A 26,517-nucleotide genomic window follows, 5' to 3' on the forward strand; every position below is an offset into this window, starting at 1 on the left:
CGCTGCCGACGCCTGACAAGGGCTACGACGCGGATTCCTCGACGGAGAGCGGTTCCGCGGATGTCAGACGGGCGGGAAGGACGGACCGCGGAATGGGGCCCTTGTTCCGCCGGCCCTGCCCCGTCTCCTCCCACGCGTGCGCCAGGATCCCCACCGACCGGCTCAGCACGAACAGGCCTCTGGCGAGCGGCGCAGGGAAGCCGAGTTCGGCATAGATGACGGCCGTGGCACCGTCGATGTTCATCGGTACAGGGCGGGCGCCGGCCCGGCGCTGCTGCAGTGCGCGCTCGACGGCAAGAGCGGCCTGGAGGTGGTCTCCCGCAACGACTCCGGCGGTCACGGCTTCCTCGGTCAGCCGCAGCAGCGGATCGCGGCGGGGATCCACCGGGTGGAAGCGGTGGCCGAAGCCCGGAAGGTAGCGGGATCGGGCCTGCCAGAGCGCCATGACCTCACTGGCCGCCGTGTCCCAGTCGTCTCCGTCCAGGTGGAGGGCCCGGATCTCCTCCAGCATCTGCACGCACTGCTGCCCCGCGCCGCCATGGACGTCGCCGAGCATGTTGACGCCGGTGGCGATCGCGCTGTTGAGGCCGACACCGCAGGTTGCGGCCATGCGCGCGGCGGCGATCGAAGGCGCCTGCGGCCCGTGGTCCACGCCCGCCACCAGGGCTGCCTCCAGCAGGGCGGACTGTCTGGGGGACGGGAGGTCGGCGCGCAGCAGCAGCCAGATCATGTCCACGAGACCGACCGCGCCGATCAGGCTCTGGACGGGCCGGCCACGCAGTTCGATGGAGCCGGGTTCGATGTGGCTGACGTCGGTGGCCCACCACTGCGCGGCCTCGTTCTGTTCCGGTGTGGGTGCACTCATGTGCGGGTTGTCTCCTTCGCGGCGCTTGTGTTGGCGGACCAGCGCGAAGCGAGTTCGTCCCGTTCGTGGTTGTGTTCGCCCAGCAGAGGCGGCGGGGTCCGCGGCAGGAAGGCCTCGCCGTCGAAGAGCACTCCGCTGCCGAGCACCGGAAGAGCGGTGCCCGACCCGTCGGGCCTGCTGAGTTCGGCAATGAACCCCCGGTGCCTCAACTGAGGCTGGTCCAGGGCCTGCGGCACGGTGAGAACCCGTGCGGCGGGCACGCCGGCGGCCGTGAGCATCCGTTCCCATTCGGCTGCCGGACGCCGGGAGAGCGCGGTGTTGAGAGCTGCGTTCAGCTCTTCACGCCGGGCCTTGCGGCCCTCCCGTTCGGCGAAACGGGGATCCGTGACCAGTTCCGGGGCTCCCACCAGCTCGCACAAGACCTCGAACTGGCGCTGCTGGTTGGCCGCGATATTCAGAGGTCCGTCCGCGGTGCGGAACGTGCCGGACGGCGCGGCGGTGGCGTTCTGGTCCCCCATCGGTTCCGGGGGAACTCCGCTGATCATGTAGTTCGACACGGCCCAGCCCATGGCGGACAGGGACGTCTCCAGCATGGAGACGTCCAGTCTGCTGCCCTGTCCGGTGCGTTCCCGGTGCAACAGGGCAGCACTGATCGCGAGGGCTGCGGAGAGCCCGCCGGTCGTGTCGCACACCGGGAAGCCGACCCGCAGGGGAGCTGTGTCGAGCGTGCCGGTGACACTCATCATCCCGGAGAGCCCCTGGATGATCTGGTCGTAGGCCGGGGCATCGCTCATCGGCCCGGTCTGCCCGAAGCCCGAGATCGAACAGCAGATCAGGCGCGGGTTGATCCGGTCGAGCTCGTCCTGGTCGTATCCCATCCGGGACAGGACGCCGGCCCGGAAGTTCTCCAGGAGCACGTCCGCACCGGCCAGCATCTCCTCGAAGACGGCGCGATCCGCCGGGTCCTTGAGGTCGAGCTCCACGGACTTCTTGCCGGCGTTCTGGGCCAGGAAGGAGGCACCGATGCCGGCCCGGTTCAAGTCGGCGTCCGGGCCGAGGTTGCGAGCCAGATCGCCCTGCCCGGGGCGCTCCACCTTGATCACCTCCGCCCCGAGCAGCATGAGGTGGTAACTGCAGTACGGGCCGGCCAGAACGTTCGTCAGGTCCAGCACTCTTATGTCATCGAGCGGTCGCACATCCATACGTGGTTACTCCTCACGCGGTGCCCCCTGAGGACACCGTCATCGACACGACGGTCAGCCCTTCGGTCCCAGAGGGTGATCGACGAGTCCTTGCGACATGATCTGAGCGGCCACCTGGAGCAGGTCCTGGGCGAAGTCCTCGACCAGGTCCTGGGTGATGCGAGCGCTGGGGCCGCTGAGGGAGAGCGCGGCGACAACCACGCCCGACCCGGTACTGAGCGGCACCGCCACGGCCGTGAGGCCGACCTCGCGCTCGCCCTGACTCACCGCGTAACCCTGTTGGGCCGCCTCATCCACCCGCTCCCGCAGCCGTTCCGCGTGAGGTGCCCCGTACGGCGAGGCCTGCGCGATCCGTGTCAGCAGCGCATCGCTCGCACCGCGCAGCAGCACCTTGGACGACGCACCGGCCCACAGGGGAAGCTCGTCGCCCACCCGCACCACGTGGCGCAGCGGCTTGGGGCTCTCCTGCTGGGCGACGCACACGCGGTGGATGTCGCGGCGGATCATGACGTTCGCGGTCTCACCACGCCGATTGGCCAGATCCCGCAGCACTTTGACGGTCTCCGCCGGCAACTCCCAGCCCTGACGCGCGAGATGGGCCCAGCGCCACAGCCCAGGGCCTGCGGTGAACCCCGCGTCCGTCAACCACAGCAGACCGTAACCCTCAAGCGTCTGCACCAGCCGCACCACGGTGGTCTTCGCCAGACCGGTCGCCTCCACCATCTGCTTCAGCGAGACGACAGGCTGATCCTCAGTCAGCAGCGAAAGGATGTCGAGGGCGCGGCGGACGCTGCGCACACCATTCGGTCCCTGCTCAAGATCCATGGTTTCTCCTTCGTGGGGGTTGCCGGGTGCCCGCCGTGGGTGCGCCGCGACAGCGTCAGGTCGTCGGCAGCGGCACCCAACTGGTGCGCTACCTCAGGGTTCAACTTCTTCCGTGCTGACTATTGCCAAGCCCAACCGGCGCCCGTACGTTACACGCCAGTCCACAAGGCGGTCTACGCAAACCGCTAGATGGCTTATCTGGAGAAGTGATGCTGGAAGTCCTCCTCAAATCCGTCGCCGATGCAGACGTCGTCGACGCACCACCATTCCTCGCGGGGACATGGTCCGGTGAAGGACCAACCGCAGAACGCGCCGGCCCCTACCTGCGGCGAACCGTCAGCCGCGCCCCCACCGCCTTGCCTGCCGAAATCGAGCAGGCGGTCGCCGACGCCCGCCGGTACGCGCCCCAAGTGGCCTCGCTCGCTCCTGCGGCGCGGGCCGACATTCTGCAGCGAGCTTCCGCCCTTGCCTTGGCCAACCGCGATCAACTCGCCCAGCTGCTGGCCCTCGAGCTCGGGAAACCGGTCAAGGACAGCCGCGTAGAGATCGAACGAGTCGCCTCCACCTTCGAGGTCTGCGCCGCGGAAGCCCGCCGCATCGACGGAGAGACACTGCCGGTGGCGGGCTGGAACACCGGTGTCGGCAACAGCGCCTTCACCTACCGGGCGCCGGCCGGAGTGGCGCTGGCCATCACACCGTTCAACGCTCCCGCCAACCTCCTGGCCCACAAGCTCGGAGCCTCCTTCGCGGCGGGCAACACCACCCTCGTGAAGGCCCCGCCGCAGGCGCCCGCCATCTCCGCCGCCATCGTGGCCCTGCTCCTCGACAGCGGAATGCCCTACCAGGCAGTCCAGTTGCTGCACGGCGGGGGAGAGGTCGGTGCCGCCTTGTGCGGTGCCACCGAGGTCGACGTCATCAGCTTCACCGGAAGCGCCGCCACAGGGGCGGCCGTCGCACGCGCAGCCGGCGCCAAACGGCTTGCCCTCGAACTCGGCGGCAACGCAGCCACCATCATCTGCGAAGACGCTGACATCGACGCTGCGGCCAAGACCGCGGCACGCACCGGGTACAGCAACTCCGGCCAGAGCTGCATCTCCGTCCAGCGGGTCTACGTCCACCGCAGCCGCTACCCCGACTTCCTGGACGCGTTCGCCGCGGCCGTCGACACGCTGGTCGTCGGCGACCCGATGGACCCCGGCACAGACATCGGATCCATGGTCGATGAGGACGCGGCCGACCGCGTGGTCCGATGGTCTGCCGAGGCCCGCGAGCTGGGAGCCAGCGTGCTGCGCGGCGGCACCCGGGACGGCGCCACGGCTGCCCCGACCATCATCGCCGGCCCGCCCGCACACGCCTCGGTCGTCGTCCACGAAGTCTTCGGTGCTCTTGTCGCCGTCATGCCCTACGACGACTTCGACACCGTCCTGGGGGAATGCAACGCCAGCCGCTACGGACTGCAGGCCGGCCTCTACACCCACGACATCAACCGCATCTTCACTGCCTGGCGCCGCCTCGAAGTGGGCGGGCTGATCGTCAACGGAACGTCGAACTTCCGTCTCGACCACGTCCCGTTCGGCGGGGTCAAGGACTCCGGATTCGGGCGCGAATCGCCGCGCTGGCTCATCGACGACTACACGGTCGTCAAGACCCTCATACTCCGCGGCCTGTCCATCTGGGGCGATCGCCATGACCTCACGAAAGAGAACCAGTGACCACCGTAACCGCGGCTGAAGCGCTCGTCACCCAGCTGGAGTCGTACGGCGTCGAGTACGTCTTCGGCACCTGCGGCCACACCAACATCGCACTGCTCGACGCCCTTGGCCCCAGTCCGATCCACTTCGTCATCGCCCGGCACGAGCAGGCAGCCGCCCATGCTGCCGACGGCTACGCCCGTGCCTCGGGAAAGCCCGGCGTCCTGCTCACGCACGTCGGCCCCGGCATGATGAACGCGGTCACCGGCGTCGCCACCGCCGCCATGGACTCCGTCCCACTCATCGTCATCTCCGGCGACATCCCCTCCTATTACTACGGCCGTCACCCGCATCAGGAGGTCAACCTCCATGCGGATGCCGACCAGACCGCGATCTACCGGCCCTTCTGCAAGCGTGCCTGGCCCGTCCAGCGCACCGCCGACCTGCCGCGGACCCTGGAGCGCGCCTTCTGGACCGCAACGTCGGGCCGGCCGGGCGCCGTACTCGTCAACGTGCCCATGGACCTTTTCTCGCGGCAGGTCGAGCCCTACACCCCCGGAACCCACGCCATACCCGACAGCGCGCTGCCCGGACTGACGGAAGAGACCGCCGAACGCATCGCCCAGGCCCTGGTCGACGCCGAACGGCCGCTCATCTACTTCGGTGGGGGACTGCGCACCCCCGAGGCCAAGCACGCACTGCTCGCACTGGCCGACCACCTCGACATCCCCCTCGCGCACTCCCTCATGGGCAAGGGCGCCATCCCCGACCGCCATCCCCTGCTCCTTGGCATGCCGGGCTTCTGGGGCCTCGACTCGACCCACGCCCACACCAAGGACGCGGACGTGGTCCTGGCCCTCGCCACCCGCTTCGCGGAGACCGACGCCAGTTCCTGGGAAGCCGCTTACACGTGGAACTTCCCGCCGAGCAAGCTCATCCAGATCGACATCGACCCGGCCGAGATCGGCCGCAACTACCCGGTGGAGATCGGGGCCGTCGCCGACGTCGGCCACTCCGTGCGCGCCATCGACGCCGCCGTGCGAGCCCTGCAGCCCGAACCCACGCGCCGCCCCGGCCTGCGAGAGGCCATCGCCGCGAGCCGAGCTGAACTCTTCCAGAACGCGGACGAGAACGGCGCGAGCGACAACTTCCCGCTGCGTCCTCAGCGCATTCTCGCCGACCTGCGGGCAAGCCTGCCCGCCGACACGATCCTGGTCACCGACGTCGGCTGGAACAAGAACGGCGTCGCACAGTCCTACGACCTGCCGCCCCAAGGACGGTTCATCACGCCAGGCGGAGCTTCCACCATGGGCTTCGGACCGGCCGCGGCTGTCGGCGTCCAGATGGCCCAGCCGCAGCGCACCGTGGTCGCCCTCATCGGCGACGGCGGAATGAGCGCCCAACTGCCCGCCGTGCCGATGGCGGTAGAGCAAGGGCTGCCGGTCATCTTCGCCGTCATGAACAACCGCGCCCACGGCACCATCTCCGACCTCCAGCGCTCCAACTACGGCCGAGGGTACGGATGTGACTTCACCGGTCCGGACGGTCAGCCCTACAGCCCCGACTTCGCCGCGTACGGAAGGTCGTGCGGCGCCGACGGCTACGAGGTGGCAACCGCGGAGGACCTGGCCAAGGTGATCTCCACCGCGGTGGAGCGTCGACGGCCCGCAGTCATCGACATTCCCATGGTCAACGAGCCGGTCCCCACGCCCGGTCACTGGAACATCAACGACATCTACCAGGGCATGTTTCAGGACGAAGGATGATTTCCATGCGCGCAAGACTCCGTCACACCGTCACCGTTCCGGCCGTCGCTCTCAGCGCCCTTCTCGCCGCGTCCGCGTGCAGCGCCCCGGGCGACTCCTCGTCGGACGAGGCCGGCAGCAGCGGACCGATCAAGCTTGCCGTAGTGGACGCCCAGAGCGGTCAGCTCGCCTCCCTGGGGGACTGGGAAGCCAAGGGCGCCAAGCTCGCGGTCGACGAGTGGAACAAGAAGGGCGGCATCAACGGCCGCAAGATCAAGCTGACGGTCTTCGACGACCAGGGAGACCCGACCACCGGCACCAACATCGCGCGCAAGCTGGACAGCGGGAACTACATAGCGATGATCGGCACCGCCGAGAGCGCCGTGACCGTCGCCATGGCCCCCATCCTCAAGCAGGCCCAGATCCCCAACATCACCTCCGGTCAGGCGACGGCCCTGGTCGACGTCAAGAGTCCCTTCCTCTTCCTCAACGGGCCGACCAGCACCACCTACGACTCCACGCTGGCCGACTACCTGATCAACACCAGGAAGTACAAGAAGATCGCACTGATCTCCAACAACGGCTCCTACGGCAAGGGCGAGCACGACGCCTTCACCGCCGCACTGAAGAAGGCCGGCATCACCCCCGTCGCCGACCAGGTCGTCACCACCGACCAGAAGGACTTCAGCGCCTCCCTCTCGCGCATCCGTCAGGCCAAGCCCGACGTCATCTTCCTCGGATCCGAAGAGGTCGAAGCCGGCCTCATCGTCAAGCAGGCCCGCGACCTCGGCATCAAGGCCCCCTTCGCCGGCGCGGCCCCCCAGGGCACACCCGTGTTCACCGACACCGCCGGCGCCGCGAACGCCGAAGGCACCATCGTCAGCTCCCCGTACCTGAGCAACGACATCAGCGACGCCAGCCGGTCCTTCGCCGCCGCCTACAAGGCCAAGTACGGCAAGGACGCGGAACTGCACGGAGCCAAGGCCTACGACGGCACCAACATCGTGCTCACCGCCCTGAAGAACACCAAGGTGGCGACCGGCAAGAAGCTCGCCGACGAGATCCGCGCCACCAAGTACCAGGGCCTGCTCGGGGACTTCGCCTACGACGACACCGGCGTCGGCATCTTCAAGACCACCATCGGAGTCATCAAGGACGGAAAGCTCTCCGCAGCTCAGTAGGGCCGCCTCGCCCGCCAGCCCGTCGAGCCGAGAGCCGGGCTCCGCAACCGGCTTCAGGGAGCCACCATGCAAGTCACCATGCAAACCCTCGTCGGAGGGCTCAGCCTGGGCGCGATCTACGCGCTGATCGCTGTCGGCTTCTCCGTCGTCTACCGCACCATGGGCCTCGTCAACTTCGCACATGCCGACGTGGCGATGATCGGCGCCTACGCCTGCTCCACGTTCTACCTCACCTCGCACGTGCCGTTCGCCGCGGCCATCCTCATCTCGATCGTCGTCACGGGCATCATCGGTCTGGTCATCGAGCGGGTGCTGCGCCCGCTGGAGAACAAGGACTTCGACCTCATGCTGATCGGCACCATCGGCTTCGGCACCGTCCTCCAGGCGGCCGCGACGCTGATCTGGGGGACCACCGGACGGGCCATGCCCTCACCGATCACGTCCGGCCCCCTGGAGATCATGGGCGTCCGTATCCGTACCTACGACCTGATGGTCATCGCCATCACCGCGGCCTCCGTGGTCCTGCTCACGCTCTTCCTCCAGCGCACCAAGCCAGGAGCGGCGATGCAAGCGGTGGCCATGGACCATGAGGCCGCCACCGCCGTCGGCATCCACGTGGGCCGCAGCAACGCCCTCGCCTTCGCGATAGGCGCCGGCATCGCGGCGCTCGCCGGAAGCCTCGCCGGTCCCATGCTCTACGTGGACGCCACCCTGGGCGGGGCCCTGGGCGTAAAAGGCTTCGCCGCAGCCATGCTCGGCGGATTCGGCAGCATCCCGGGTGCAGTGGTGGGAGGCCTGGCCATCGGGGTCCTGGACTCCTACGCAGGAGACCACTTCCAGGGCTACAGCGTTCTCGTCACCTTCCTCGTCTTCACTGCGGCCATCATGATCCGCCCGACCGGCATCTTCGGCGAGAGGACGGTGAGCCGAGCGTGAGCATCCTCAAGTCAAAGCTGACGCTCATCCCGCTGGCCTGCGTCCTGGCCTACGCGCTCCCGTACGGCCTCAACAGCTACTCCATCCATGTGGTGGACATCGCCATCATCTTCGCCCTCCTCGCCGTCGGCATGGGTCTCGTCATGGGCGTAGCGGGCCAGATCAACCTCGCCCAGGTCGCGTTCTTCGGAGTCGGGGCCTACACCACCGCCATCCTCACCACCCACTCCGGATACGGCTTCTGGACAGCCGCGATCGTCGGCATGGGAACGACGATGCTCGTGGGTCTGCTCGTGGGCCTGCCGGCCCTGCGCATGCAGTCCCACTACCTCGGCATCGTCACGCTCGGACTCGCGCTGGGATTCGTCAACTGGATCACCAACGCGGAGATCACCGGAGGGGCGGACGGGATCTCGGGCATCCCCGTGCCACCGCTCTTCGGGATCGACCTTGCCGACGAGTACATGTACTACTACCTCGAGATCGTGGTCTTCGCCCTCGCGCTCGCCTTCGGCACCTTCGTGGTGCGCACCAGGCTGGGGCGCCGGCTGCGCGCGATGAGGGACGACTCCCTCGCCGCCGGCGCCATGGGCGCGGAAATTCCCCTGCTGCGTATGACCGCCTTCCTTCTCGCCAGTGCCTACGGGGGAGTGGCCGGCATCCTCTATGCCGGCCTCATCCGGTACGTGGCACCTGAGACCTTCAGCCTCAGCAACATGTTCCTGCTGCTGGCCATGGTCATCATCGGCGGCCGACGCAGCCTCATCGGCTGCGTGGTCGGCGCGGTCGGCCTCGTACTGATCCGCGAGGCCCTCGTCGACTTCGCCGTCTACGCCCAACTCGGCTACGGCATCGTCGTCGTCCTCATGGTGGTGTTCGCCCCGACCGGCATCGCGGGGATCCCGGAACGCATCAGGGAAGCCATCAACCGCCACAGGAAAGGCGACGACGTACGCGCCCCGGAACTTGGCCTCTACCTGCCGAGCGTCATCCCCGAAGACCAGACACCCGACAGCGGACAGGGCAACGGGCCAGCGCTCGAGATCAGCCACATCACCAAGCGCTTCGGCGCACTGACCGCGCTCAACGATGTGACGCTGACCGTGGACCGCGGAGAGATCCGCGGCATCGTCGGACCCAACGGGTCCGGCAAGACAACCCTGTTCAACGTGATCAGCGGGCTCTACCGGCCGTCGGGCGGCAGCGTCACCGGCGTCGGCCGCGACATCAGCCGGGCACGTCCCTACCAGTTGTCCCTGGCGGGAATGGCACGCACCTTCCAGAACCTGCGCCTCTTCTCCCAGATGACCGTCCGCGAGAACATCCTCGTCGTGCTCGACCGGTCCCGCACCAGCACGGTCTGGCAGTACGCCGTGTGGCCTGTCGGCGTTCTCTCCAACGAACGACGGCTGCAGGCAGAGGCCGACCACATTCTGAAGGAGTACGGGCTCACCGCTTTCGCCGACGCCCACCCTCAGGCGCTTCCGTACGGGATCCAGCGGCGTATCGAGATTGCGCGGGCCATGGCAGGGCGGCCCAGCCTGCTTCTCCTGGACGAGCCGGCAGCCGGCCTGAACGGTGAGGAGGTCGGCCAGCTCTCGGCGATCGTTCGGTCGATCAGCGATCAGGGCGTCACCGTTGTCCTCATCGAACACAACATGGGGCTGGTCATGTCCCTGTGTGAACGGATCACCGTTCTCGCCGCAGGCAACGTCATCGCTGAGGGAACACCCGCCGAAGTGGCCGCTACCCCCGAGGTCATCGAGGCCTACCTGGGCGATTCGATGACCGCCGACGACATACACGTCGATGCCGCACCGGAGGTTTCGCGATGACCACCACAGCTGCCCAGCCGTCCGCGGCCGACGCCGGCACGGACAGCCTCGCCGTCACCGACCTGACCGTCCACTACGGCGGAGTCTGTGCGGTCAGATCGGTAGCCCTCAGCGTCGCCCCCGGCGAGTCCATGGGGATCATCGGTTCCAACGGTGCAGGAAAGACCTCCACGCTCAAAGCCCTTATGGGGCTTGTCCCGCGCAGCAGCGGGCGCATCACCCTTGGGAATACGGACCTCAGCAAAGTACGAGCGCGGGACATGGTCCGCCACGGCGTCGGCTACGTCCCCGAGGGCCGCCACGTCTTCCCGGGACTCTCCGTCGAGAAGAACCTGCTGCTCGGCGCCTACCACCGCTCGTGGAAGGGGGAAACCCGCGACACCCTCGCGCACGTCTACGACCTCTTCCCCATCCTGCGGGACTTCCGGAACCGGGCAGCCGGCGACCTGTCAGGAGGACAGCAGCAGATGCTGGCCATCGGCCGGGCACTCATGTCCAAGCCGAAGCTGCTGCTGCTGGACGAACCCTCGATGGGGCTTTCACCAAAGCTGATCGAAAACGTCCTGGAGATCCTCATCCGCCTACGCGGCGAAGGACTTGGCCTCCTTCTGGTCGAACAGAACGCCAAACTGACCTTCGGCGTCACCAGCCACTGCCTGGTGATGGAGAACGGCTCTGTAGCCATGTCCGGCACGTCCGAAGAACTCGCACACGACGAGCGGGTACGGCAGATCTACCTCGGGCTATGAGCTGCCCCAAGCAGCCGCCTTCCCGCCCGACCCGTTGTTTCTGAACACCGACCGCCGATCGGCCACTGGGCCGCGTCCCACCCGACGCGGCCCAGGCGACCAGCGGATCTACGACGAGAGTCGGCGAAGCCACGGCGTCCGAGCGGGGCGCGCGCCCGCCCGACCCTGCACGGCGCGGGCCCCCACGGCACCTCGATAGGAATCACCCCATGACCGACTCCTGGGACCACCAAGTCGACCTCCTCGTCCTCGGCTCCGGAGCGGGTGGCCTCGGCGCTGCCCTCGTCGGCGCCACGGAAGGCCTCGACGTCCTCGTCCTGGAAAAGAGCGAATGGCTCGGCGGCACAACCGCATACTCGGCGGGCACCGTCTGGGTCCCCGGCCACCGCCACCAGACGGATCCTGCCGCGGATACCGCTGCAGCCCAGGACTATCTCGACACCCTCGTCGGTAATCGCGCCCCCAAGGAACTGCGCGAGAGCTACCTCATCCACGGCCCGGCAATGATCGACTACCTGGAACGCGCCGGGATCAGGTTCTGGCACTCCGCGACGGCCGTCGACTACCACCCCGAGATACCCGGCCACGGCATCGGACGCGCCCTCGAACCCCACACCTTCGACGGGCGCAAGCTCGGCAAAGACCACTTCAGCCGCATCCGCCGCCCGGTGAAGGAGTTCGCCCTCTTCGGCGGCACACTCATGGTCCGCCGCTCGGAAGTAGACGACCTCCTTTCCGTGTTCCGCGGCTCGGCGCGCGGCACGGCCCTGGCACTACGCCTCGGCGCCCGCTGGGCAACGGACATGCTCCGCTACCCACGCGGTACCCGACTCGCTATGGGCAACGCCCTCACCGCAAACCTCTATCACCATCTTCTGCGTCGCGACGGTGATGTGTGGTTCACGGCACGGACCACCGAACTGATCACTGATGCCGGCCGAGTAGTGGGCGCACTCATCTCACAGCGGGGACGCACAATGCGGATCGCCGCACACGCTGGTGTCGTCCTCGCCACCGGCGGATTCTCCGCCAGCCCGGAACTGCGTGCCCGCCACCTGCCCACGCCCACTGCGCAGTTCACCCGCGCGGCCGAAGGAGCGACCGGCGATTCGATGAGGCTTGCCCGGGCCGTGGGCGCCGCGACGACAGAACCCGATGGCGACAACGCCCTGTGGTTCCCGAGCTCCATCGGGCGCCGACGTGACGGATCCACCGCCGTGTTCCCCCACATCTGGGACCGGGCCAAGCCGGGGATCATCGCGGTCAACGCCGCGGGCCACCGGTTCGTGGACGAGTCAGTGTCCTACCACCGCTTCGTCCGCGCCATGTACACAGAACATGCCTCTGTCCCGACGATCCCTGCGTGGCTCGTGACCGATGCACGGGCCCTGGCCGCGTACGGACTCGGCATGATCCGCCCGCACACACCACGCCCGCTTCTCACACGCCACCTGCGATCCGGCTACCTCCGCACCGGACAGTCGATCCACGAACTCGCAGCCGCGATCGAAGTCGATCCAGCCGGTCTCGCCCGCACCATCTCAGACACGAACGGTTTCGCCCGCACCGGTCGCGACGAAGCCTTCGGAAAGGGATCCCATCCCTACGGGCATCAGTACGGCGATCCAGTCCACACACCCAATGTGAACCTCGGCCCGATCGAGCGACCACCGTTCTACGCCATCGCCGTCGTCCCGACGCCCCTCGCGACCACACTCGGCCTGAGGACCAACCACGAAGGCCGGGTACTCGACGACAACGGCGCACCCGTTGACGGCCTCTACTCGTGTGGCAACGACGCCAACTCTCCGACCGCATCGGAGTACCCAGGAGCCGGATGCCAAATAGGCGCCGCCCTCACCTTCGGCTACTTGGCTGCGCGCCACGCGGCAAGATCGCTTCCAGCGTTGCCCGTCAACCATCACGACGGCCGCTCGTAGCGCATCCCCGTGCAGCCCATCGTGTCGGAGACCGCATCCCGCCCCACCGCACACAAGTCCTCGGCAAGCAGGTATACGTCTGCCGCCCCGGGGCAGCAGGCGCCATCGTGCGCGCGGAGATCCACGAATGCACCGCCCCGACCACGTCGCCTCCTGCTGGAAGAGAGCGCACCATGCCCCCGGCCCCGGCCCCGGCCCCGGCCCCGACCTCGTATCTGATCGGTCTCATCGGATCCGGTATCGGCCCCTCCCTCAGCCCCGCCCTCCACGAGCAGGAGGCGGACCACCACGGCCTTCGGCTCCTCTACCGCACTCTCGACCTTGACCAACTCGGCCTGGGGGCCGACGACGTCGGACGCCTCGTTCACACGGCCCGCCGGCTCGGCTACGACGGGCTCAACATCACGCACCCCGGCAAGCAGACGGTCATTCCCCACCTTGACGACCTGTCCGAGGACGCCAGCCTGCTCGGCGCGGTGAACACCGTAGTGTTCGGTCCGGACGGCAAGTCCTGCGGTCACAACACGGACTGGAGCGGGTTCACCACGTCGTTCGCTCACGGCCTGAAGCACGCCCCCACCCGGCAGATCGTCCAGCTCGGTGCCGGAGGCGCGGGTGCGGCCGTGGCACACGCGATGCTCACGCTCGGCGCCGGCCAACTCGCCTTGGTTGACACAGAGGCGGGCCGAGCCTCGTCGCTCGCCGCCGAACTCGTCGCCCGCTTCGGCCCGGGCCGGGCGGCAGCCGCCCCGCAAGAGAAACTTGCCGACCTGCTCGCGACGGCCGACGGCCTGGTGCACGCCACCCCTATGGGAATGGCGCACCACCCAGGACTTCCGCTCCCCGCAGAACTGCTGCATCCACAGCTCTGGGTCGCCGACGTGGTCTACCGGCCCCTCGACACCGAACTGCTGCGCCGGGCGCGAGCCCTCGGCTGTCGAACGCTGGACGGCGGCGGGATGGCAGCCCACCAGGCGGCGCAGGCATTCAGGCTCTTCACCGGCTGCGAGCCCGATGCTGGCCGCATGCTCGCCCACATGGCCACCCTTGTCGCCACCTAGAGCTCTGACCACATCGGTTCGCCGGGTTGGTGGTCGGGGCGGTCTGAGGTTGCGTGTCGTCCGATCCGAGTGCTGGGGGTGCGGTGGCTGAGCCTGTCCGCGTGCGCAGGTTGACCGACCCGGAGGAGCAGAAGCTGCACCAGATCGTGCGCCGGGGCAGCACCAGTTCGGTCCGCTTCCGACGCGCGATGCTGCTGCTGGCCTCGGCCGGCGCGAACCGGGTCCCGGTGATCGCCCAGCTGGTGCAGGCCGACGAGGACACCGCCCGCGATGTGATCCACCGGTTCAACGAGATCGGGCCGGCCTGCCTGGACCCTCGGTGGGCGGGAGGCCGGTCTCCGCTGTCGCAGAGGTTGCCTCCAGGATCTCGAGGTCAGCCGGCATATCCACCTCGATGTAACCGGCGGGCGGCTGGGTATCAGCCTGCGCCGGGTACGCGACGAGAGATGACCTCGCAAGCGCCGCAGCGCCGCCCATGACTGCACACTTCAGGCGCATCTTGCCGATGTTTCCAGTTCCCCACCCCGACCTCGTGGTCGAGGTCGTCATTCAAGTTGTGATTACGCAGGAGCGTAATCACACGAACGCGCGAACAGGAAGAGGATCCAATGTGAAGAGAGCAGGTCAGGCCGTGCCCCGGCTCTCGTCGCGCTGACGCTGCAGCGCCCCACGAAGCGCTCCACGCCCACTGAGGCGTGCCGCCACAGGCTCGCCGACAAGATAGTGACGTCCGGGAACCTGCTTAGATCCCGTTCACCCATAACGCATCACTTTGTGGCGGGTACCGTCACGTTGGTCGCCGGAGGCTCCGTCGCAGGTGTGGCCTCATCGATCTCGGAGACATCCATGTCGATCTCGCAGCCCGCTGGCATCTGATCACTGATCGTCGCGCAGGCCGAGGGATCGACAGTGGAGGCACTCCTGTTCTCCTGACCCGAACTCGTCTTCTCCCTTGAAGTGGAGCCACTCGGAGACCCGCTGCCTTCCGAGGATGACGTGCAGGCCGCCGAGCTGAGCAGAGTGCAAAGCATCAGAACGGCGGACGCCGCAGCAGCACGAGTACGCATGTGAAGTTCCCCCCAACGCGGACGCGGGGGCGTCCGATTCATCAAGTCGATCAACTATGCCACCGCGTGATTTGGGGACGGCGCGGAAAACGTGAAGAAATTGCACGCGCGCTTGACCTCGCGTGTCCACAGCGGAACGGCTGATTCAGCCGCCGACCTCCGGCGGCAAGGCGCGGACGCCGACCAGCGGCCGGGCGGTATCCGGCTACACGAAGTCTTCGTCACCGCCCCCGACGGAACCACAAGGCATCGATCGCCGTGTATTGGGCCGGGACTGGACTCGGGAACTCACCCCCAGGGGACAGCAACAGAGTCGTCCCGCACCGAGGGTGCGGAGCAGCGACGAGTTCCATCCGTTAGAACCTGTCGTGCACGCCTGACGCATCCCGAGGCGGGAAGGCCATGGGACGTCGTTCCTCTTTCGTGAGGACAGTCGTGGCCACCTGCCCGAGGGCATGGAGAACGATTCGGTCTTCGTTCCCGAGATCACCCGCGAGGCTCTTGAAGATGTAGGGAATGTCGGGTCGGAGCCTGCATAGCGATCCGTGCCGCCCCGGCCACGGGACGTGGTGCCGCCGGAGATTGTTCTGCGGGGCGGGTGGGGCAGAACGGGTGTCGGGTGCGCTCTGGTGACGGAGGGGCGCCTGTCACAGCTCAGCCGGGGGAGACCCGGCGTTATTTCGAAGGAACAGCAGCATGGCCAGCGCTACCGTGAAGTGGTTCAACTCCGAAAAGTGCTTCGGCTTCATCGAGCAGGAGGGCGGCGGCCCCGACGTCTTCGCCCACTACTCCAACATCTTCGGCAACGGCTACCGAGAGCTGGGCGAGGGCGAGCGCGTCAGGTTCGACGTCACCCAGGACCAGAAGGGCCCCCAGGCCGAGAACATCGTGCGCGGCTGACCTGAGCGGGCTGGCCGAGGACTCCTGCGGCTCCCAGGGCCTCGGGTTGACTCCCATTGCGTGAGGAGGGGCCCGGCGCTGCTGGGTCCTTCCGCCGTTTTGTGGCGAACACGGCCCGGACAGACGGGATGGCAGCAAACGGGGGCCGGGAAACAGCCGGGTATCGCTCTCTGTGTCTTCCTGCTACGACGAAGACATCGCGTGTAGCGGACCGGGTGATGCCAACCTTTGCCGAGAACCGATCAGCCGTCCTCGGCGGCCTGTCGTACAGGCAGAAGCCCGACCGGGTCTCCAATGTGCGATCGATCATTGGGGCGTGTCAGTGCTCTCCGACATGGTGCCGCGCATGATCAACGATTTGGACAGCGTCGACTGGTCGTCCATGAGCCATGCGGCCCGGGAAGCACGCACCAGCGGTGAAGGCGCAGATATCGCAGGGCCGGCCTGGTCGCGCAGGCCACGGAACTCTCTCTCCAATCGGACGGTGACGCCGCCGCATCTGCGCCAGGCCGGATTCCACGCCTCTCGCAGCAGGCGCGGCAGCCCGTCCCGGCTCGCATCCGCGAGGTACGGCGGCTGGGATCGTACAGACTTCAACCGCGCGACTCGACCTGCACCCTGTGCTGCGCCTCGGCTACTCCCCGGGGAGCAGCCGTGCTCCTCAAGTCTGATTACCTCCTTACTGGCCGCGCGTAAATCTGTGATGGCTGGAGTAGACATTGGCTGATCGGCTGGCTATGGTTTCTCTCGTAGCCAGGAAGACAGCAGGGCCCGGCAGACACGAACTGCCTGGAGCAAGACCAGTGGTTGCAGTTAGTAGGGCGGTGCGGTGGTGGAGTTTCGAAGCCAGGGTTGTTGCAGGTCGGCGACGGGACTGGCTGCCGGACCGGGTGGCCCGCAGTGATCAGGGGCCACCGTGAGCAGGACCGCAGTTGAAGTTGCAGGTGCAGGACCGGTAAGTACAGTTCGCAGGACCCAGCAGTGAAGTTGGTTTGTGGTACCTCGGTGAAGGCGTCGGCTGCGGGCGCGCGCATCGGGAGGTTCGGCAGTGGGGTTCTAAGCCAGAGCAGTTGCTGGATGGGCGACGGGGCTGGCTGCCGAAGTGTGACGCTTTCTCAGGTCGCAGTAGGAATCGCGCAGTAGAGCAGTGCCAGAAGTACGCAGTTCCCTTCGGTAAGTGTTGGTCAAGAGGAAATATCGGAGGAGTGAAGCGCCATCAGGATCGCCCGGGCGGAATGACGGAGCCCGGGTACCGCAGGACATCGATAGTGAGGTGGTCTCCGGTCGAGCAACCGCGATCCCCGCATTCCCCGTCTGTTGCCGGGTGGGTGTGCGGATAAGTAGGCCGGTGCAGGATCAGGGCCGGCAGATGGTGTAGCAGTTCCTTCGGGGCCCTGGCGCATTCGCGCCAGGGCCCCTCCACGCGTTCTATGAGAGAGGTGCGATGACAGCAGGCGATTCGTTCGACCGGCTCGACGATGACGACTACCCCGCGTACACGATGGGCCGGGCCGCCGAGATGCTCGGCACCACGCAGGGTTTCCTCCGCGCGATCGGCGAAGTCCGCCTGATCACCCCACTCCGTTCGCCGGGCGGCCACCGCCGCTACTCCCGCTACCAGCTGCGCATCGCGGCCCGCGCCCGCGAACTCGTCGACCAGGGCATGCCGGTCGAGGCTGCCTGCCGGATCGTCATCCTTGAGGACCAGCTCGAGGAAGCGCAGCGCATCAACGCCGAGTACCGTCGCGCGGCCGGATCGGCCGGCCCGTCGGCCGCGGCCTGAGACGGCTTGGACCGGCCGCGGGGTGGTACGCGGGGGAGGCGTACACATCAGGAGCTGGCGGCAGGGTCGGCCTGCAAGGGCTGTCGTATCGTCATATGTGAGAGAACGGGAGGCTTGGTGGCCATGCCCAGGGGCCTCGTCCGGCCGGGTCGGACGTGCGTGCTGCCCGGCCATGCATACAGGAACTGGATCAGTAACCGGGCCCCGCGGACACAGAACGCATGAGCGAGCGCACCAGCCCCGGCTTCGACCCCGTCCGCGCCACGGCCCGTCAGGCCGGCAGCCTTGCAGAGCTCCTCGACGTGATGTGGGAACAGGACCGCAACGACGGCCCGCCTCCGTACATATCGGTCTCGCAGCTGCGCGTGATGTATCTCGTCGACCGCGACGACGGGATACGTATGCGGGCGCTCACCCGGCTCTTGGGTGCGTCGCCGCCCTCGGTCTCTCGCCTGGTCGACCGTCTCCAGGCTCTTGGCTTCGTCGAACGCCGGCCGTGCCCCGACAGCCGCCGCGAAGTCATGCTTGGCGTGACCCACGCGGGCCGTAAACACCTGGCCCAGGTTCGCGAGCGGCGCGACCAACTCCTCCTGCAAGCGCTCGACAGCATGCCCGGGCACCAGCGCGCCGCACTGACCGAAGGCCTCGCCGGCCTGCAGCGAGCACTGGCCGGACACCCCATGCTCCGCATCGCCGCCGAGAAGGTCCCACCCCCGCCGACGCTGTGATTCAGGCCCGGCCAAAGCTATCGCCGGCGAGTTGCGATCTGACCTGGGCAAGGAGGCATCTGCATGGGGGAGGCCGTGAACGGACAGGCCGTGAGGTGGAGCCTTTTCACCAACCACGCCCGCGTGCTGATCGTCGTTGCCCGCGACCCTGCCGCGCGCCTCCGTGACATCGCCGCGGCCTGTGACGTCACCGAACGCACCGGGTGGGGTAGCGGTTCGTCGCTGATGCGGGGCCTGTGGGCGGCCTACTGATGGCCAATACGCCAGTTCGGCAGTGAGGCTCGGTCGGGTCGTGGGTTGCCAGTTGGGGGGCTCGTGGACGATGGTTGCCCTAGGGCAACATTTTCTTCGACTCGATGAGGTGAGGGTTCGTGCAGCGGGCCTTACTTTTGCGACTTCCACTCAGCAAGGACATGCCGTGAGCGCTGTCGGCGGCCGACGGGGGAGCACCGGGCTGGCCGTTGCCCCCTACGCGCCGGTCGTATCGAGAACGATCTCCGCTGTGATGCGTTTGCCGACAGCGGCCGATTCGATGGTGACGGTGCGGGCGAGTGCGGTGACAAGTTCCAGGCCATGCTGGCCCACACGGTGTGGGTCCAGGGTTTCGGCGGCCGGAAGAACGGGGCTGCCGTCCCAGAGCTCAACTCGCAGCACGGGCCCGACAATCCGCAGATGCAGCGTTGCCGGTCCAGGCGCGTATTTGCGGGCATTGGTGACCAGCTCGCTGACGATCAGTTGAACGACCTCAATCGTGCCCGTGGCCACCAGGATGCCGTAGTCGTCCCTGGCCTCCGCCAGGAAAGCGGCTGCGTGCTGCCGGGCATGGGCGATGCGGGAGCCGTGACCGTCCAGTTCGAGTGAGACATCCCGCAACAGGGCAGGACTCGACCGCCCGCCGCCGACGCAGTCAGGTGATTCGTCCATGTCCGCCCGCTTTCTTATCCCCCGCCACATACCCCGCCTGGCACCGGGCACGCTCCACCCGGCGCGTCAGCCGCAACACAGCCACCAGAACGAAGGATCCGTAGGGTGCGGTGGTTGCGGCCTTCGCCCCGAAGGCGCTACCTGATGAAGCAGACAATCGCGAAGGGTATGGGACAGCCATGCAGAATCCCGCCGAGCAGCATGACCGGCTGTCGACAGCTCAGACCACCTCCGCAGGCATCCAGGTTCTGGCCTGTCAGGGCGAGTTGGACGCCGACACCGTGGACGCCCTGCGCCAGGCACTCCAGGCCGTCGACAGCAACCCCATGCGGTGGGTGCTTGACCTCAGTGCCGTCACCTTCATGGACTCCAGTGCCATCAATGTCCTGGTCGCGGCACGCCGCACCGCGACAGCATCCGGCGGATGGATCCGCTTGGCGGCTCTGAGCGCCCCGGTCCAGCGCGTCATTGAGATCGTCGGCCTCGACACGATCATCCCCTGCTATCCCACGCTTTCCCAAGCCCTCGCCGCCTGACCCGGGATCCGGCAGCCCGGGGCCTTCGGATGGAGTCCCGGACCGCCACACCAGGGCGGCCGGGCGCCGCCAGCAGGTCATGCCGGGCCGAAGCCCAACTCCTGCGGCAGGTACTCCCATTGGATCCCGGTGTGCAGGACGAAACGCCCCCCCACAGGGCCTGCCGGTCCGGCACTCGAGGTCTGCCCTCCACCAGCTTCGGTGCCAGCATGGGGAGCAAAGGTTCGATAAGCGGGCACAGTTCATCCGCCGCGATCCGCGGTCGCGACTGAGGCTTTCCCGCGACCAGACCAACGACCATCCCAACCGAGAGTCACATGATCGACGGCTTCTGTTAGGAGCTTTAGGCCGGGCCGCCAGGGCGTTGTCCCGGCCTACGTCAGGACGAGAGGTACGGTGATGGTGAGGTGTTCGTCGGTGGTCGGCAGGGCGGTGGCAAGAGCGTTCATGCGAGCTGCGAGGTGGCCGATCACCCGGCTCGTCAGTTCCTCGTTCCACTCCGCTGTGCCTTCCGGCGGCAGGCGCATCTCCTCCCTGGCAGGCGGGTTGTCACCGCGATAGCGCGCGGTGTCCATGTTGACGACCCAACAGGCCAGCGCGATCTTCACCTGCCCGGGTGCCGCCCACTGCGCCCGTATGTGGGCGCACATGCTGAAGTCGTCACCGCCGAATGTGACCGTAGTGGAGAACGACCTGCCACGGGGGTATTGCCGTGTCAGTCGGAGTACTGCTGGTTCCACAACCGCTCGCGCCATAGGTTCCGTATACACCGTCTGCCCCCCCACGCCGAGCCTGGCCTTCAGCATCCCAGACGGGGCCTCCGGCGGACAGATCGGCTGCCGTCCCGACCGTTTCCTCTCCAGGGGAACGCTGTGCACCTCGTGGGTAAGCGAGTGCTACATCAAAGACGAGAAGGGATTGATCTTCAGTGGCCACCCCGGCGATCGAGTGCTCCACGGCGCAGGATCTCCAGCGCAAGGGCGTGCGCGCCATGAGCCGCCGTCCAGGTGGGCGCGCGGGCATGCAGCTGATCAGTCGGCGCGGGCGCCGTGCACAGACCGTAGATATAGCGGGAACCCCCTGGCATGCCCGGCAGATGGCTCTGTGGTCCCGCGCGCTGCGCCCGGTGCGCGTACGCGCACCGGGACGTTTCGCTGCCGTGCGGGACGCTTCCTGGCCTCTGGTTCCGGGAGGAACCTGCGTGCGGGAGACGCGCCGGCTGGCGACCCGGCAGGTCGCCGGCTGGCACCTGAGCGGCCTGGCGGACACGGTCGAGCTGCTGATCAGCGAGCTGGTCGCGAACTCGGTACGGCACACCCCTGGACCGATCCGGCTCACGCTGGAGATAGGGGACGGCCGGCTGCGCTGCGAGGGATCGCCGGCCTTCTCACCACATGGGCGTCCCGCGGTGAGCTGAACCTCGGGATTCGCCCTGCCTTGGAGGAAGCCATCCGGACCGAACACCGGATCGCCAGGCGGATCGCTTCAGCGGCCGTGTGAGCCTGTGGGGTCAGCTATGGGCAGGACCGCACTGATCGTCATCGACATGATCAACACCTACGACCATCCCGACGTCGACCTTCTGCTGCCCTCTGTCCATGAGGTGGTACCGCACGCGGCTGCTCCCCTGGAACGGGCCCGCCACAGGGATGCGCCCGTCATCTACGTCCATGACAACTTCGGAGAATGGCGCTCGCATCACGGAGAGCTGCTCGACAGCGCGCTCGCGAGACAACGCCTATCGGCGCTTCCCTGTCCGTCCCTTTTGGGGTTTCCGGGCATTCCATCCCGGAAGCTGACGTGCCGGACGACAGCACTGAACCTGAACACGCTGTCGGCGAATGTGGTCGGGCTCCCTTCAGGGCAGCCGCTTTGACCGGCGATGGATCTGGCTGATGTCGAGGGCCACGAGGGGGATGGGAGACTGACGTCATGGATATCCGTCGCAGGAACAATGTCTCTGTCACCGGCCGTGCCGATGGACCGGTTGTGCTGTTGGCGCATGGGTTCGGCTGCGACCAGAACATGTGGCGGCTGGTGGTCCCCGCACTGGCCAAGGACTACCGGGTGGTGCTGTTCGACTACGTAGGTTCCGGAAGCGCGGACTCCTCGGCCTGGAGCGAGCAGCGCTACAGCTCGCTGGAGGGCTACGCCTCGGATGTGCTGGAAGTCTGCGAGGAGCTGGACCTGCGCGATGTGGCCTTCGTGGGGCATTCAGTGAGTGCCATGGTCGGCGTTCTTGCGGCGGTGAAGGCCCCACAGCGGTTCTCCAGTTTGGTGATGGTGGCCCCTTCTCCTCGCTACATCGACGATGACGGCTATCGGGGCGGTTTCAGCGCGGACGACATCGATGAGCTGCTGGAGTCCCTGGAGTCGAACTATCTGGGGTGGTCCGCCGCGATGGCCCCGGTGATCATGGGCAATCCGGAGCGGCCGGAGCTCGGCGAGGAGCTGACGACGTCGTTCTGCGCGACCGACCCTGCCATGGCCCGGGTCTTTGCCCGTACGACGTTCTTGTCCGACAGCCGCGACGATCTCAAGAAGGTCACCGTGCCGACGCTGGTCCTGGAGTGCAGCCAGGACGTGATCGCCCCGCGCGAAGTCGGCGCATACGTTCACCAGGCGATTTCCGGAAGCCGGCTGATCACGTTGGAGGCGACGGGCCACTGCCCGCAGCTGAGTGCCCCACAGGCCACCGCCGCTGCGATCACCGAATTCCTCGGTGATCGCCGATGATGTGCAGCCGCGACCAAGACCCGGATACGGAGCACGAGACAGGTGCCACGGACGCGGCGTTTACCTCGCTGCTGGAGGACAGCGTCGATGAGCTGTACGAGCAGGCGCCGTGCGGGTACCTGTCGACCCTGATGGACGGCACCATCGCAAAGATCAACACCACACTGCTGGATTGGCTGGGCCTCTCCCGCAACCAGGTGGTGGGCCGGATGCGGTTCGCCGACCTCCTCACCGTCGGCGGCAAGCTCTACCACGAGACCCACTTCGCCCCGATGCTGCAGATGAAGGGTGAGGTCAGCGGCATCGCCCTGGACCTCAAAATCGCTGCGAAGAAGCGCATGCCGGTGCTCGTCACCTCCAAGGTCAAGACCAGCGAGGACGGCGAGCCCCTGCTGATTCGCACCACTGTCTTCGATGCCCGCGAACGCCGAGCGTACGAGACCGAGTTGCTGCGGGGACGCCAGGCAGCGGAAGAAGCACACCGGCAGGCGGAGGCCGACCGCAAACGCCTCCAAGAAGCCCTCGCCGTTCTCCAGCAGAGCCTGCTGCCCGCGGCACTGCCCGATGTTCCCGGGCTGGATGCAGCCTCCTACTACCACACCGCCTCCCCGGACCTGCTCGGCGGAGACTTCTACGATCTCTTCCCCCTCGGCGATGGCCGGTGGGCCTTCTTCCTCGGCGACGTGTGCGGTAAGGGTCCCCAGGCAGCAGCCGTCACCTCACTGACCCGCTACACCCTGCGGGCCGCAGCGCTGCACAACCCCGACCCCGTCGCTGTGCTCAGCACCTTGAACACCGTCCTGCACGAGCGCTACACCAGCGGCGAGACCCGCTACTGCACCGCCATATTCGGCCTCCTCCACCCCCACCCCGCCGACGGAAAAGCCGACGTCCACTGGGCCTCAGGAGGCCACCCCTCCGCACTCATCCAGCACGCGGACGGCACAGCGGACTACCTGCCCACCCCCGGTGGCCTGCTCATCGGCGTCCTGCCACGCGCACCGTTCGCCACCGCGAGCGCCCAGCTCCTCCCCGGCGACACCCTGCTGCTCTATACCGACGGCCTGACCGAAGCCCGCACAGGTCCTGAGCGCGAGCTGTACGGCGAGGACGCCCTGCGCGCCTTCACCGCAGCCCAGCCCGCTGCAGGACCAAAGGCCCTGGTCACCGCCTTGACCGGGCTCCTCGCCGGGTTCGGTGACGGGCTGGACGACGACACAGCACTGCTCGCTCTCGGCGTGCCCGCCCCGCTCCCCATCGCCCCCGCGAAGGACGACCGGACATGAGCCAACTGACGATCACAACCCGCAACGTTGCCACCGGACCCATCCTGGAAATCACCGGTGACCTCGACTACGACAGCGCTCCCCGCCTTCGCGAGACCGTCAACGAACTCACTCTGACCCGCGGGCAAGTGCTGACCCTGGATCTGGCCGGCCTCGAATACTGCGACTCCAGCGGCCTCACAGTCATCTTGGCCGCCCGCAACCTCGCCACCGAACAAGACGCCGACATCGCTCTTGCCGCGATCCCCGACAACGTGGCCCGCATTCTGTCCATCACGGGCCTGGACCGGGTCTTCACCATCCACCCCGATGCCTCAACGGTCAACGCCTCCAGATCCGCGGCAAGCTGACCCGTCCTCACCTCCGAGCGACGCAGCAACGAACTCGCTTTCTTGGCGCAGGGCGCGATCGACGAGGTGAGAGGCGCGCATGACGTGACGTGACGGATCAGGGGATGGCCGCGGTTGTCGTGGGGCGGCCCGGCCGAGGGGTGAGTCGGCACCGGGCCGCCGCAACGGCATCCTCCAATAGCAAACAAACCTGCACCAGGCGGGCGTGGTATGCGGGCGAGGGCCCGAAGCCGATCCCGTCAGGGCTTCGGGCCCTCGATTGGCGCGCGGTCTCAAGAGCGCTGATATCCCGCACACCGATCCGCTCAACGAACCCGTACTGGAAGTGACGCGGCGTACCGGCCCCTTCCCGCAGGCATAGGAGTGAGTTCCTCCCGCGACGACTGCCCGTGGGCGAGTCGTTGCCCCGACGGCAGAGAGTGACGGGACGACCAGGCGTCGCGCTCGCTCTCAGACCTGGCGAGGGCGGCTTCCTGCCGCTGTGGTCAGGTCCGGCAGAGCCCGGCGGTCGGCCCCCTGCCTCGGGACGACCGCCCGGCACCACGTCAGACCGTCGTGGTGCCTGCACCAGCACGACAGGGTCACCGGGGCAGGAACGATACGACCGTCACCAGGCCGCTGCCGCTCAGACGCGCGTGTTCGGCGAGTTGGGCCCCCAATCTGCTCCGGACTGAGACCGGCCCGATGGCCCATGGTCCGAAGCCGGCCGGGTGACGTCAGCAGCCAGCCACCACCCGAGCCGCAGTTTCACTGGGTCGTCCTGCCGCTGCGTCCCCCCGCGGTCGGGCGCCGGTCAGACGATGGGCTTGTCGTGGTGTGGAGGATCAAGGGGGCCAGAACTGACCTGTGTTGCCGTCGTCGTGGTCTCGTCCAGACAGCCTTCCGTGCTCGCTACGTCCGGAGCAGCAGGGAAGACCCGGTGAGCCGCCCGCCGGGGCGTCACTGCGGCGGCTGCGGGGCCATGGTGCCGAGAGCGACATCGGCAGTGATGCACTTGCCGACCGGTGTCTGTTCGACGGTGACAGCCGATGCGAGGGCGGCGACGATCTCCAGCCCGTGCTGGCCGATGCGTTCGGGATCCGGGGCCTTCGCCGTCGGTGCGGCAGGGTTGCTGTCGCACAACTCGACCTGCAGGACAGGTCCAGCGATCCGCAGATGCAACTGGGCAGGACCGGGTGCGTACTTGCGCGCGTTGGTGACGAGCTCACTCACGATCAGCTGGGCGATCTCCACCGTCGCTCGCACCACCGGCACGCCGCGTATGTCGCGCACCCCGGCCAGGAAGACGGCGGCGAGGTGGCGGGCCTGCGCGATGCGCGAGCCGTCACCGTCCAGCGCGAGGGAAGCTTCCATAGCTGACGGCAGCCCCCACGGGCTACCGCTCTCCTCAGACGATCGATTCATCGTGCGCCCTTTCGTGTCGCCCGTCGGGTACCCCTGCCAGCTCGCTGACACCTCAGGTCGCGGAGTTACCCGCGGACACAGCCACGCGGACGCGCCACCCGTAGGATTGTCGACCTTGACAGGCCTTCAGTCCGAAGGCCGTGACCTGGCACGACGGAATGACTGAGGGCCCATGGCAGACACCCACCCAGCCGGACAGCCCGCCCGCCTGTCGATCACCCGGACAGACGTCGACGGCATCCGCGTCCTGGCCCTGGCCGGCGAACTCGACGCCGACAACGCCGACGCCCTGCGCGAGGCCCTGAGCATCGAAGAGAGCAGCACTCCGCCGCTGACCGTCCTCGACCTCGGCGCGGTCACCTTCCTGGACTCCAGCGCCATCAGCGTCCTCGCCCTCGCACACCGCGACGCCAACGCCGCAGGCGGCTGGCTGCGCATGGCAGTCCTCACCGCACCAGTCGAGCGGGTGGTCCAACTGGTCGGTCTCGACACGGTCATCGGCTGCTACCCCACCCTCGCCCAGGCCCTCAAGCCCTGACCCAGCAGGCGTGGGGGCCGGGCGGCCCGGTACCCCGCAGTCAGATGTACCGGGCCGCCCCGACACCCCCCAGTCTTTCAGCGCTGCGAACTGCTACCGGAATCCATTCGCAGTGCATCGGCCTTCAGGCCGGTGGTGAGGCGAATCTGATGGTGGCGACGCGGAGCGTCGCGGATTCAGGTCCGGCGGAGCCGGATACCGCAGTTCCTTGCCTGGGGTGCGGAGCGTCGCGAGG

24 protein-coding genes and 3 pseudogenes are annotated in these 26,517 nt (G+C 67.5%); 20 read left to right on the forward strand and 7 right to left on the reverse strand.

Annotated elements, in window-relative coordinates:
- Positions 1-22: 22 nt before the first annotated feature.
- The 3 genes from AB0C62_RS25170 to AB0C62_RS25180 are packed head-to-tail and all read right to left on the reverse strand — an operon-like array spanning position 23 to position 2,892.
- Positions 23-865, reverse strand: coding sequence for a citryl-CoA lyase (locus AB0C62_RS25170; protein ID WP_266850477.1), 843 nt, complete (start codon positions 863-865; stop codon positions 23-25).
- The gene (locus tag AB0C62_RS25175; RefSeq protein WP_352203073.1) at positions 862-2,067 is read right to left on the reverse strand and encodes a CoA transferase; all 1,206 of its coding nucleotides are present in this window, start codon (positions 2,065-2,067) and stop codon (positions 862-864) included. The genes AB0C62_RS25170 and AB0C62_RS25175 overlap by 4 nt, the downstream gene beginning before the upstream one ends.
- A 54-nt stretch (positions 2,068-2,121) precedes the next feature.
- On the reverse strand, positions 2,122-2,892 hold the full coding sequence (locus AB0C62_RS25180; RefSeq protein WP_362976679.1) for an IclR family transcriptional regulator: 771 nt from the start codon (positions 2,890-2,892) through the stop codon (positions 2,122-2,124).
- Between the two features lie 209 nt (positions 2,893-3,101).
- Between AB0C62_RS25180 and AB0C62_RS25185 the strand changes: the two genes are divergently transcribed.
- The 13 genes and pseudogenes from AB0C62_RS25185 to AB0C62_RS25245 all read left to right on the forward strand — a co-directional run bounded on the left by AB0C62_RS25185 (position 3,102) and on the right by AB0C62_RS25245 (position 18,760).
- Positions 3,102-4,604: an aldehyde dehydrogenase family protein gene (locus AB0C62_RS25185; RefSeq protein WP_362976681.1), complete on the forward strand. Its 1,503-nt coding sequence runs from the start codon at positions 3,102-3,104 to the stop codon at positions 4,602-4,604.
- Complete coding sequence (locus AB0C62_RS25190; protein ID WP_362976683.1) at positions 4,601-6,349, forward strand: thiamine pyrophosphate-binding protein; 1,749 nt, start codon at positions 4,601-4,603, stop codon at positions 6,347-6,349. The genes AB0C62_RS25185 and AB0C62_RS25190 overlap by 4 nt, the downstream gene beginning before the upstream one ends.
- A gap of 5 nt (positions 6,350-6,354) precedes the next feature.
- Positions 6,355-7,509 (forward strand): ABC transporter substrate-binding protein, encoded by a 1,155-nt coding sequence (locus tag AB0C62_RS25195; RefSeq protein WP_362976685.1) that lies wholly within the window; start codon positions 6,355-6,357, stop codon positions 7,507-7,509.
- 66 nt (positions 7,510-7,575) lie between these two features.
- The gene (locus tag AB0C62_RS25200; protein WP_164369211.1) at positions 7,576-8,445 is read left to right on the forward strand and encodes a branched-chain amino acid ABC transporter permease; all 870 of its coding nucleotides are present in this window, start codon (positions 7,576-7,578) and stop codon (positions 8,443-8,445) included.
- Positions 8,442-10,280 (forward strand): branched-chain amino acid ABC transporter ATP-binding protein/permease, encoded by a 1,839-nt coding sequence (locus AB0C62_RS25205; RefSeq protein WP_362976687.1) that lies wholly within the window; start codon positions 8,442-8,444, stop codon positions 10,278-10,280. The genes AB0C62_RS25200 and AB0C62_RS25205 overlap by 4 nt, the downstream gene beginning before the upstream one ends.
- Positions 10,277-11,029 carry an ABC transporter ATP-binding protein gene (locus AB0C62_RS25210; protein ID WP_362976689.1) on the forward strand — a complete coding sequence of 251 codons (753 nt, stop codon included), beginning with the start codon at positions 10,277-10,279 and terminating at the stop codon, positions 11,027-11,029. Before AB0C62_RS25205 ends, AB0C62_RS25210 begins: the two co-directional genes overlap by 4 nt.
- A 209-nt stretch (positions 11,030-11,238) precedes the next feature.
- The gene (locus AB0C62_RS25215; protein ID WP_362976691.1) at positions 11,239-12,969 is read left to right on the forward strand and encodes an FAD-dependent oxidoreductase; all 1,731 of its coding nucleotides are present in this window, start codon (positions 11,239-11,241) and stop codon (positions 12,967-12,969) included.
- Between the two features lie 173 nt (positions 12,970-13,142).
- Positions 13,143-14,030: a shikimate dehydrogenase gene (locus tag AB0C62_RS25220; RefSeq protein ID WP_362976693.1), complete on the forward strand. Its 888-nt coding sequence runs from the start codon at positions 13,143-13,145 to the stop codon at positions 14,028-14,030.
- Positions 14,031-14,113: 83 nt separating this feature from the next.
- Positions 14,114-14,365, forward strand: a pseudogene (locus AB0C62_RS25225) (helix-turn-helix domain-containing protein); the annotation flags it as partial.
- A 1,428-nt stretch (positions 14,366-15,793) separates the two neighbouring features.
- Positions 15,794-15,997, forward strand: a complete 204-nt coding sequence (locus AB0C62_RS25230; protein ID WP_362976695.1) for a cold-shock protein — start codon at positions 15,794-15,796, stop codon at positions 15,995-15,997.
- A gap of 1,444 nt (positions 15,998-17,441) precedes the next feature.
- On the forward strand, positions 17,442-17,780 hold the full coding sequence (locus AB0C62_RS25235) for a MerR family transcriptional regulator (RefSeq protein WP_362976697.1): 339 nt from the start codon (positions 17,442-17,444) through the stop codon (positions 17,778-17,780).
- A 221-nt stretch (positions 17,781-18,001) separates the two neighbouring features.
- Positions 18,002-18,508: a MarR family transcriptional regulator gene (locus tag AB0C62_RS25240; RefSeq protein WP_362976699.1), complete on the forward strand. Its 507-nt coding sequence runs from the start codon at positions 18,002-18,004 to the stop codon at positions 18,506-18,508.
- A 63-nt stretch (positions 18,509-18,571) separates the two neighbouring features.
- A complete protein-coding gene (locus AB0C62_RS25245) occupies positions 18,572-18,760 on the forward strand; it encodes a hypothetical protein (protein WP_362976701.1) in 189 nt (62 codons plus the stop codon).
- 216 nt (positions 18,761-18,976) lie between these two features.
- On the opposite strand, the gene AB0C62_RS25250 is transcribed toward AB0C62_RS25245, so the two are convergent.
- Positions 18,977-19,432, reverse strand: coding sequence for an ATP-binding protein (locus AB0C62_RS25250; RefSeq protein WP_362976703.1), 456 nt, complete (start codon positions 19,430-19,432; stop codon positions 18,977-18,979).
- 179 nt (positions 19,433-19,611) lie between these two features.
- Here AB0C62_RS25250 and AB0C62_RS25255 point away from each other — a divergent pair, with 179 nt between their 5' ends.
- On the forward strand, positions 19,612-19,968 hold the full coding sequence (locus AB0C62_RS25255) for an STAS domain-containing protein (RefSeq protein ID WP_362976705.1): 357 nt from the start codon (positions 19,612-19,614) through the stop codon (positions 19,966-19,968).
- 63 nt (positions 19,969-20,031) lie between these two features.
- Here the strand turns inward: AB0C62_RS25255 and AB0C62_RS25260 are convergent.
- Positions 20,032-20,269: pseudogene (locus AB0C62_RS25260) on the reverse strand (transposase); the annotation flags it as partial.
- A gap of 73 nt (positions 20,270-20,342) precedes the next feature.
- Positions 20,343-20,618: a hypothetical protein gene (locus AB0C62_RS25265; RefSeq protein WP_362976707.1), complete on the reverse strand. Its 276-nt coding sequence runs from the start codon at positions 20,616-20,618 to the stop codon at positions 20,343-20,345.
- Positions 20,619-21,169: 551 nt separating this feature from the next.
- Between AB0C62_RS25265 and AB0C62_RS25270 the strand changes: the two genes are divergently transcribed.
- The 5 genes and pseudogenes from AB0C62_RS25270 (at position 21,170) to AB0C62_RS25290 (ending at position 24,340) form a co-directional block, all read left to right on the forward strand.
- On the forward strand, positions 21,170-21,385 hold the full coding sequence (locus AB0C62_RS25270) for an ATP-binding protein (protein ID WP_362976709.1): 216 nt from the start codon (positions 21,170-21,172) through the stop codon (positions 21,383-21,385).
- Positions 21,386-21,484: 99 nt separating this feature from the next.
- Positions 21,485-21,697, forward strand: a pseudogene (locus AB0C62_RS25275) (cysteine hydrolase); the annotation flags it as partial.
- Between the two features lie 203 nt (positions 21,698-21,900).
- Positions 21,901-22,704 (forward strand): alpha/beta hydrolase, encoded by an 804-nt coding sequence (locus AB0C62_RS25280; RefSeq protein ID WP_362976711.1) that lies wholly within the window; start codon positions 21,901-21,903, stop codon positions 22,702-22,704.
- Entirely contained in the window at positions 22,701-23,990 is a 1,290-nt protein-coding gene (locus tag AB0C62_RS25285) for a SpoIIE family protein phosphatase (RefSeq protein ID WP_362976713.1), read from the forward strand. The genes AB0C62_RS25280 and AB0C62_RS25285 overlap by 4 nt, the downstream gene beginning before the upstream one ends.
- A complete protein-coding gene (locus tag AB0C62_RS25290) occupies positions 23,987-24,340 on the forward strand; it encodes an STAS domain-containing protein (protein WP_362976715.1) in 354 nt (117 codons plus the stop codon). The genes AB0C62_RS25285 and AB0C62_RS25290 overlap by 4 nt, the downstream gene beginning before the upstream one ends.
- Positions 24,341-25,279: 939 nt before the next feature.
- Here AB0C62_RS25290 and AB0C62_RS25295 read toward each other — a convergent pair.
- Positions 25,280-25,693 carry an ATP-binding protein gene (locus AB0C62_RS25295; RefSeq protein ID WP_362976717.1) on the reverse strand — a complete coding sequence of 138 codons (414 nt, stop codon included), beginning with the start codon at positions 25,691-25,693 and terminating at the stop codon, positions 25,280-25,282.
- Between the two features lie 223 nt (positions 25,694-25,916).
- On the opposite strand from AB0C62_RS25295, the gene AB0C62_RS25300 reads away from it, so the two are divergent.
- On the forward strand, positions 25,917-26,282 hold the full coding sequence (locus AB0C62_RS25300; protein WP_362976719.1) for an STAS domain-containing protein: 366 nt from the start codon (positions 25,917-25,919) through the stop codon (positions 26,280-26,282).
- The last annotated feature ends 235 nt before the right edge of the window (positions 26,283-26,517 follow it).

Source organism: Streptomyces sp. NPDC048643 (assembly GCF_040650615.1).
Classification (GTDB): domain Bacteria; phylum Actinomycetota; class Actinomycetes; order Streptomycetales; family Streptomycetaceae; genus Streptomyces.

Bases quoted from the DNA above. Each gene is read 5' to 3' on its own strand.
- AB0C62_RS25265 (WP_362976707.1), bottom strand. From the start codon at position 20,618: ATGTGCGCCCACATACGGGCGCAGTGGGCGGCACCCGGGCAGGTGAAG.
- AB0C62_RS25235 (WP_362976697.1), top strand. From the start codon at position 17,442: ATGACAGCAGGCGATTCGTTCGACCGGCTCGACGATGACGACTACCCC.
- AB0C62_RS25200 (WP_164369211.1), top strand. From the start codon at position 7,576: ATGCAAGTCACCATGCAAACCCTCGTCGGAGGGCTCAGCCTGGGCGCG.
- AB0C62_RS25180 (WP_362976679.1), bottom strand. From the start codon at position 2,892: ATGGATCTTGAGCAGGGACCGAATGGTGTGCGCAGCGTCCGCCGCGCC.
- AB0C62_RS25280 (WP_362976711.1), top strand. From the start codon at position 21,901: ATGGATATCCGTCGCAGGAACAATGTCTCTGTCACCGGCCGTGCCGAT.
- AB0C62_RS25185 (WP_362976681.1), top strand. From the start codon at position 3,102: ATGCTGGAAGTCCTCCTCAAATCCGTCGCCGATGCAGACGTCGTCGAC.
- AB0C62_RS25250 (WP_362976703.1), bottom strand. From the start codon at position 19,432: ATGGACGAATCACCTGACTGCGTCGGCGGCGGGCGGTCGAGTCCTGCC.
- AB0C62_RS25240 (WP_362976699.1), top strand. From the start codon at position 18,002: ATGAGCGAGCGCACCAGCCCCGGCTTCGACCCCGTCCGCGCCACGGCC.
- AB0C62_RS25210 (WP_362976689.1), top strand. From the start codon at position 10,277: ATGACCACCACAGCTGCCCAGCCGTCCGCGGCCGACGCCGGCACGGAC.
- AB0C62_RS25230 (WP_362976695.1), top strand. From the start codon at position 15,794: ATGGCCAGCGCTACCGTGAAGTGGTTCAACTCCGAAAAGTGCTTCGGC.
- AB0C62_RS25285 (WP_362976713.1), top strand. From the start codon at position 22,701: ATGATGTGCAGCCGCGACCAAGACCCGGATACGGAGCACGAGACAGGT.
- AB0C62_RS25170 (WP_266850477.1), bottom strand. From the start codon at position 865: ATGAGTGCACCCACACCGGAACAGAACGAGGCCGCGCAGTGGTGGGCC.
- AB0C62_RS25215 (WP_362976691.1), top strand. From the start codon at position 11,239: ATGACCGACTCCTGGGACCACCAAGTCGACCTCCTCGTCCTCGGCTCC.
- AB0C62_RS25195 (WP_362976685.1), top strand. From the start codon at position 6,355: ATGCGCGCAAGACTCCGTCACACCGTCACCGTTCCGGCCGTCGCTCTC.
- AB0C62_RS25290 (WP_362976715.1), top strand. From the start codon at position 23,987: ATGAGCCAACTGACGATCACAACCCGCAACGTTGCCACCGGACCCATC.
- AB0C62_RS25245 (WP_362976701.1), top strand. From the start codon at position 18,572: ATGGGGGAGGCCGTGAACGGACAGGCCGTGAGGTGGAGCCTTTTCACC.
- AB0C62_RS25220 (WP_362976693.1), top strand. From the start codon at position 13,143: ATGCCCCCGGCCCCGGCCCCGGCCCCGGCCCCGACCTCGTATCTGATC.
- AB0C62_RS25300 (WP_362976719.1), top strand. From the start codon at position 25,917: ATGGCAGACACCCACCCAGCCGGACAGCCCGCCCGCCTGTCGATCACC.
- AB0C62_RS25255 (WP_362976705.1), top strand. From the start codon at position 19,612: ATGCAGAATCCCGCCGAGCAGCATGACCGGCTGTCGACAGCTCAGACC.
- AB0C62_RS25295 (WP_362976717.1), bottom strand. From the start codon at position 25,693: ATGGAAGCTTCCCTCGCGCTGGACGGTGACGGCTCGCGCATCGCGCAG.
- AB0C62_RS25175 (WP_352203073.1), bottom strand. From the start codon at position 2,067: ATGGATGTGCGACCGCTCGATGACATAAGAGTGCTGGACCTGACGAAC.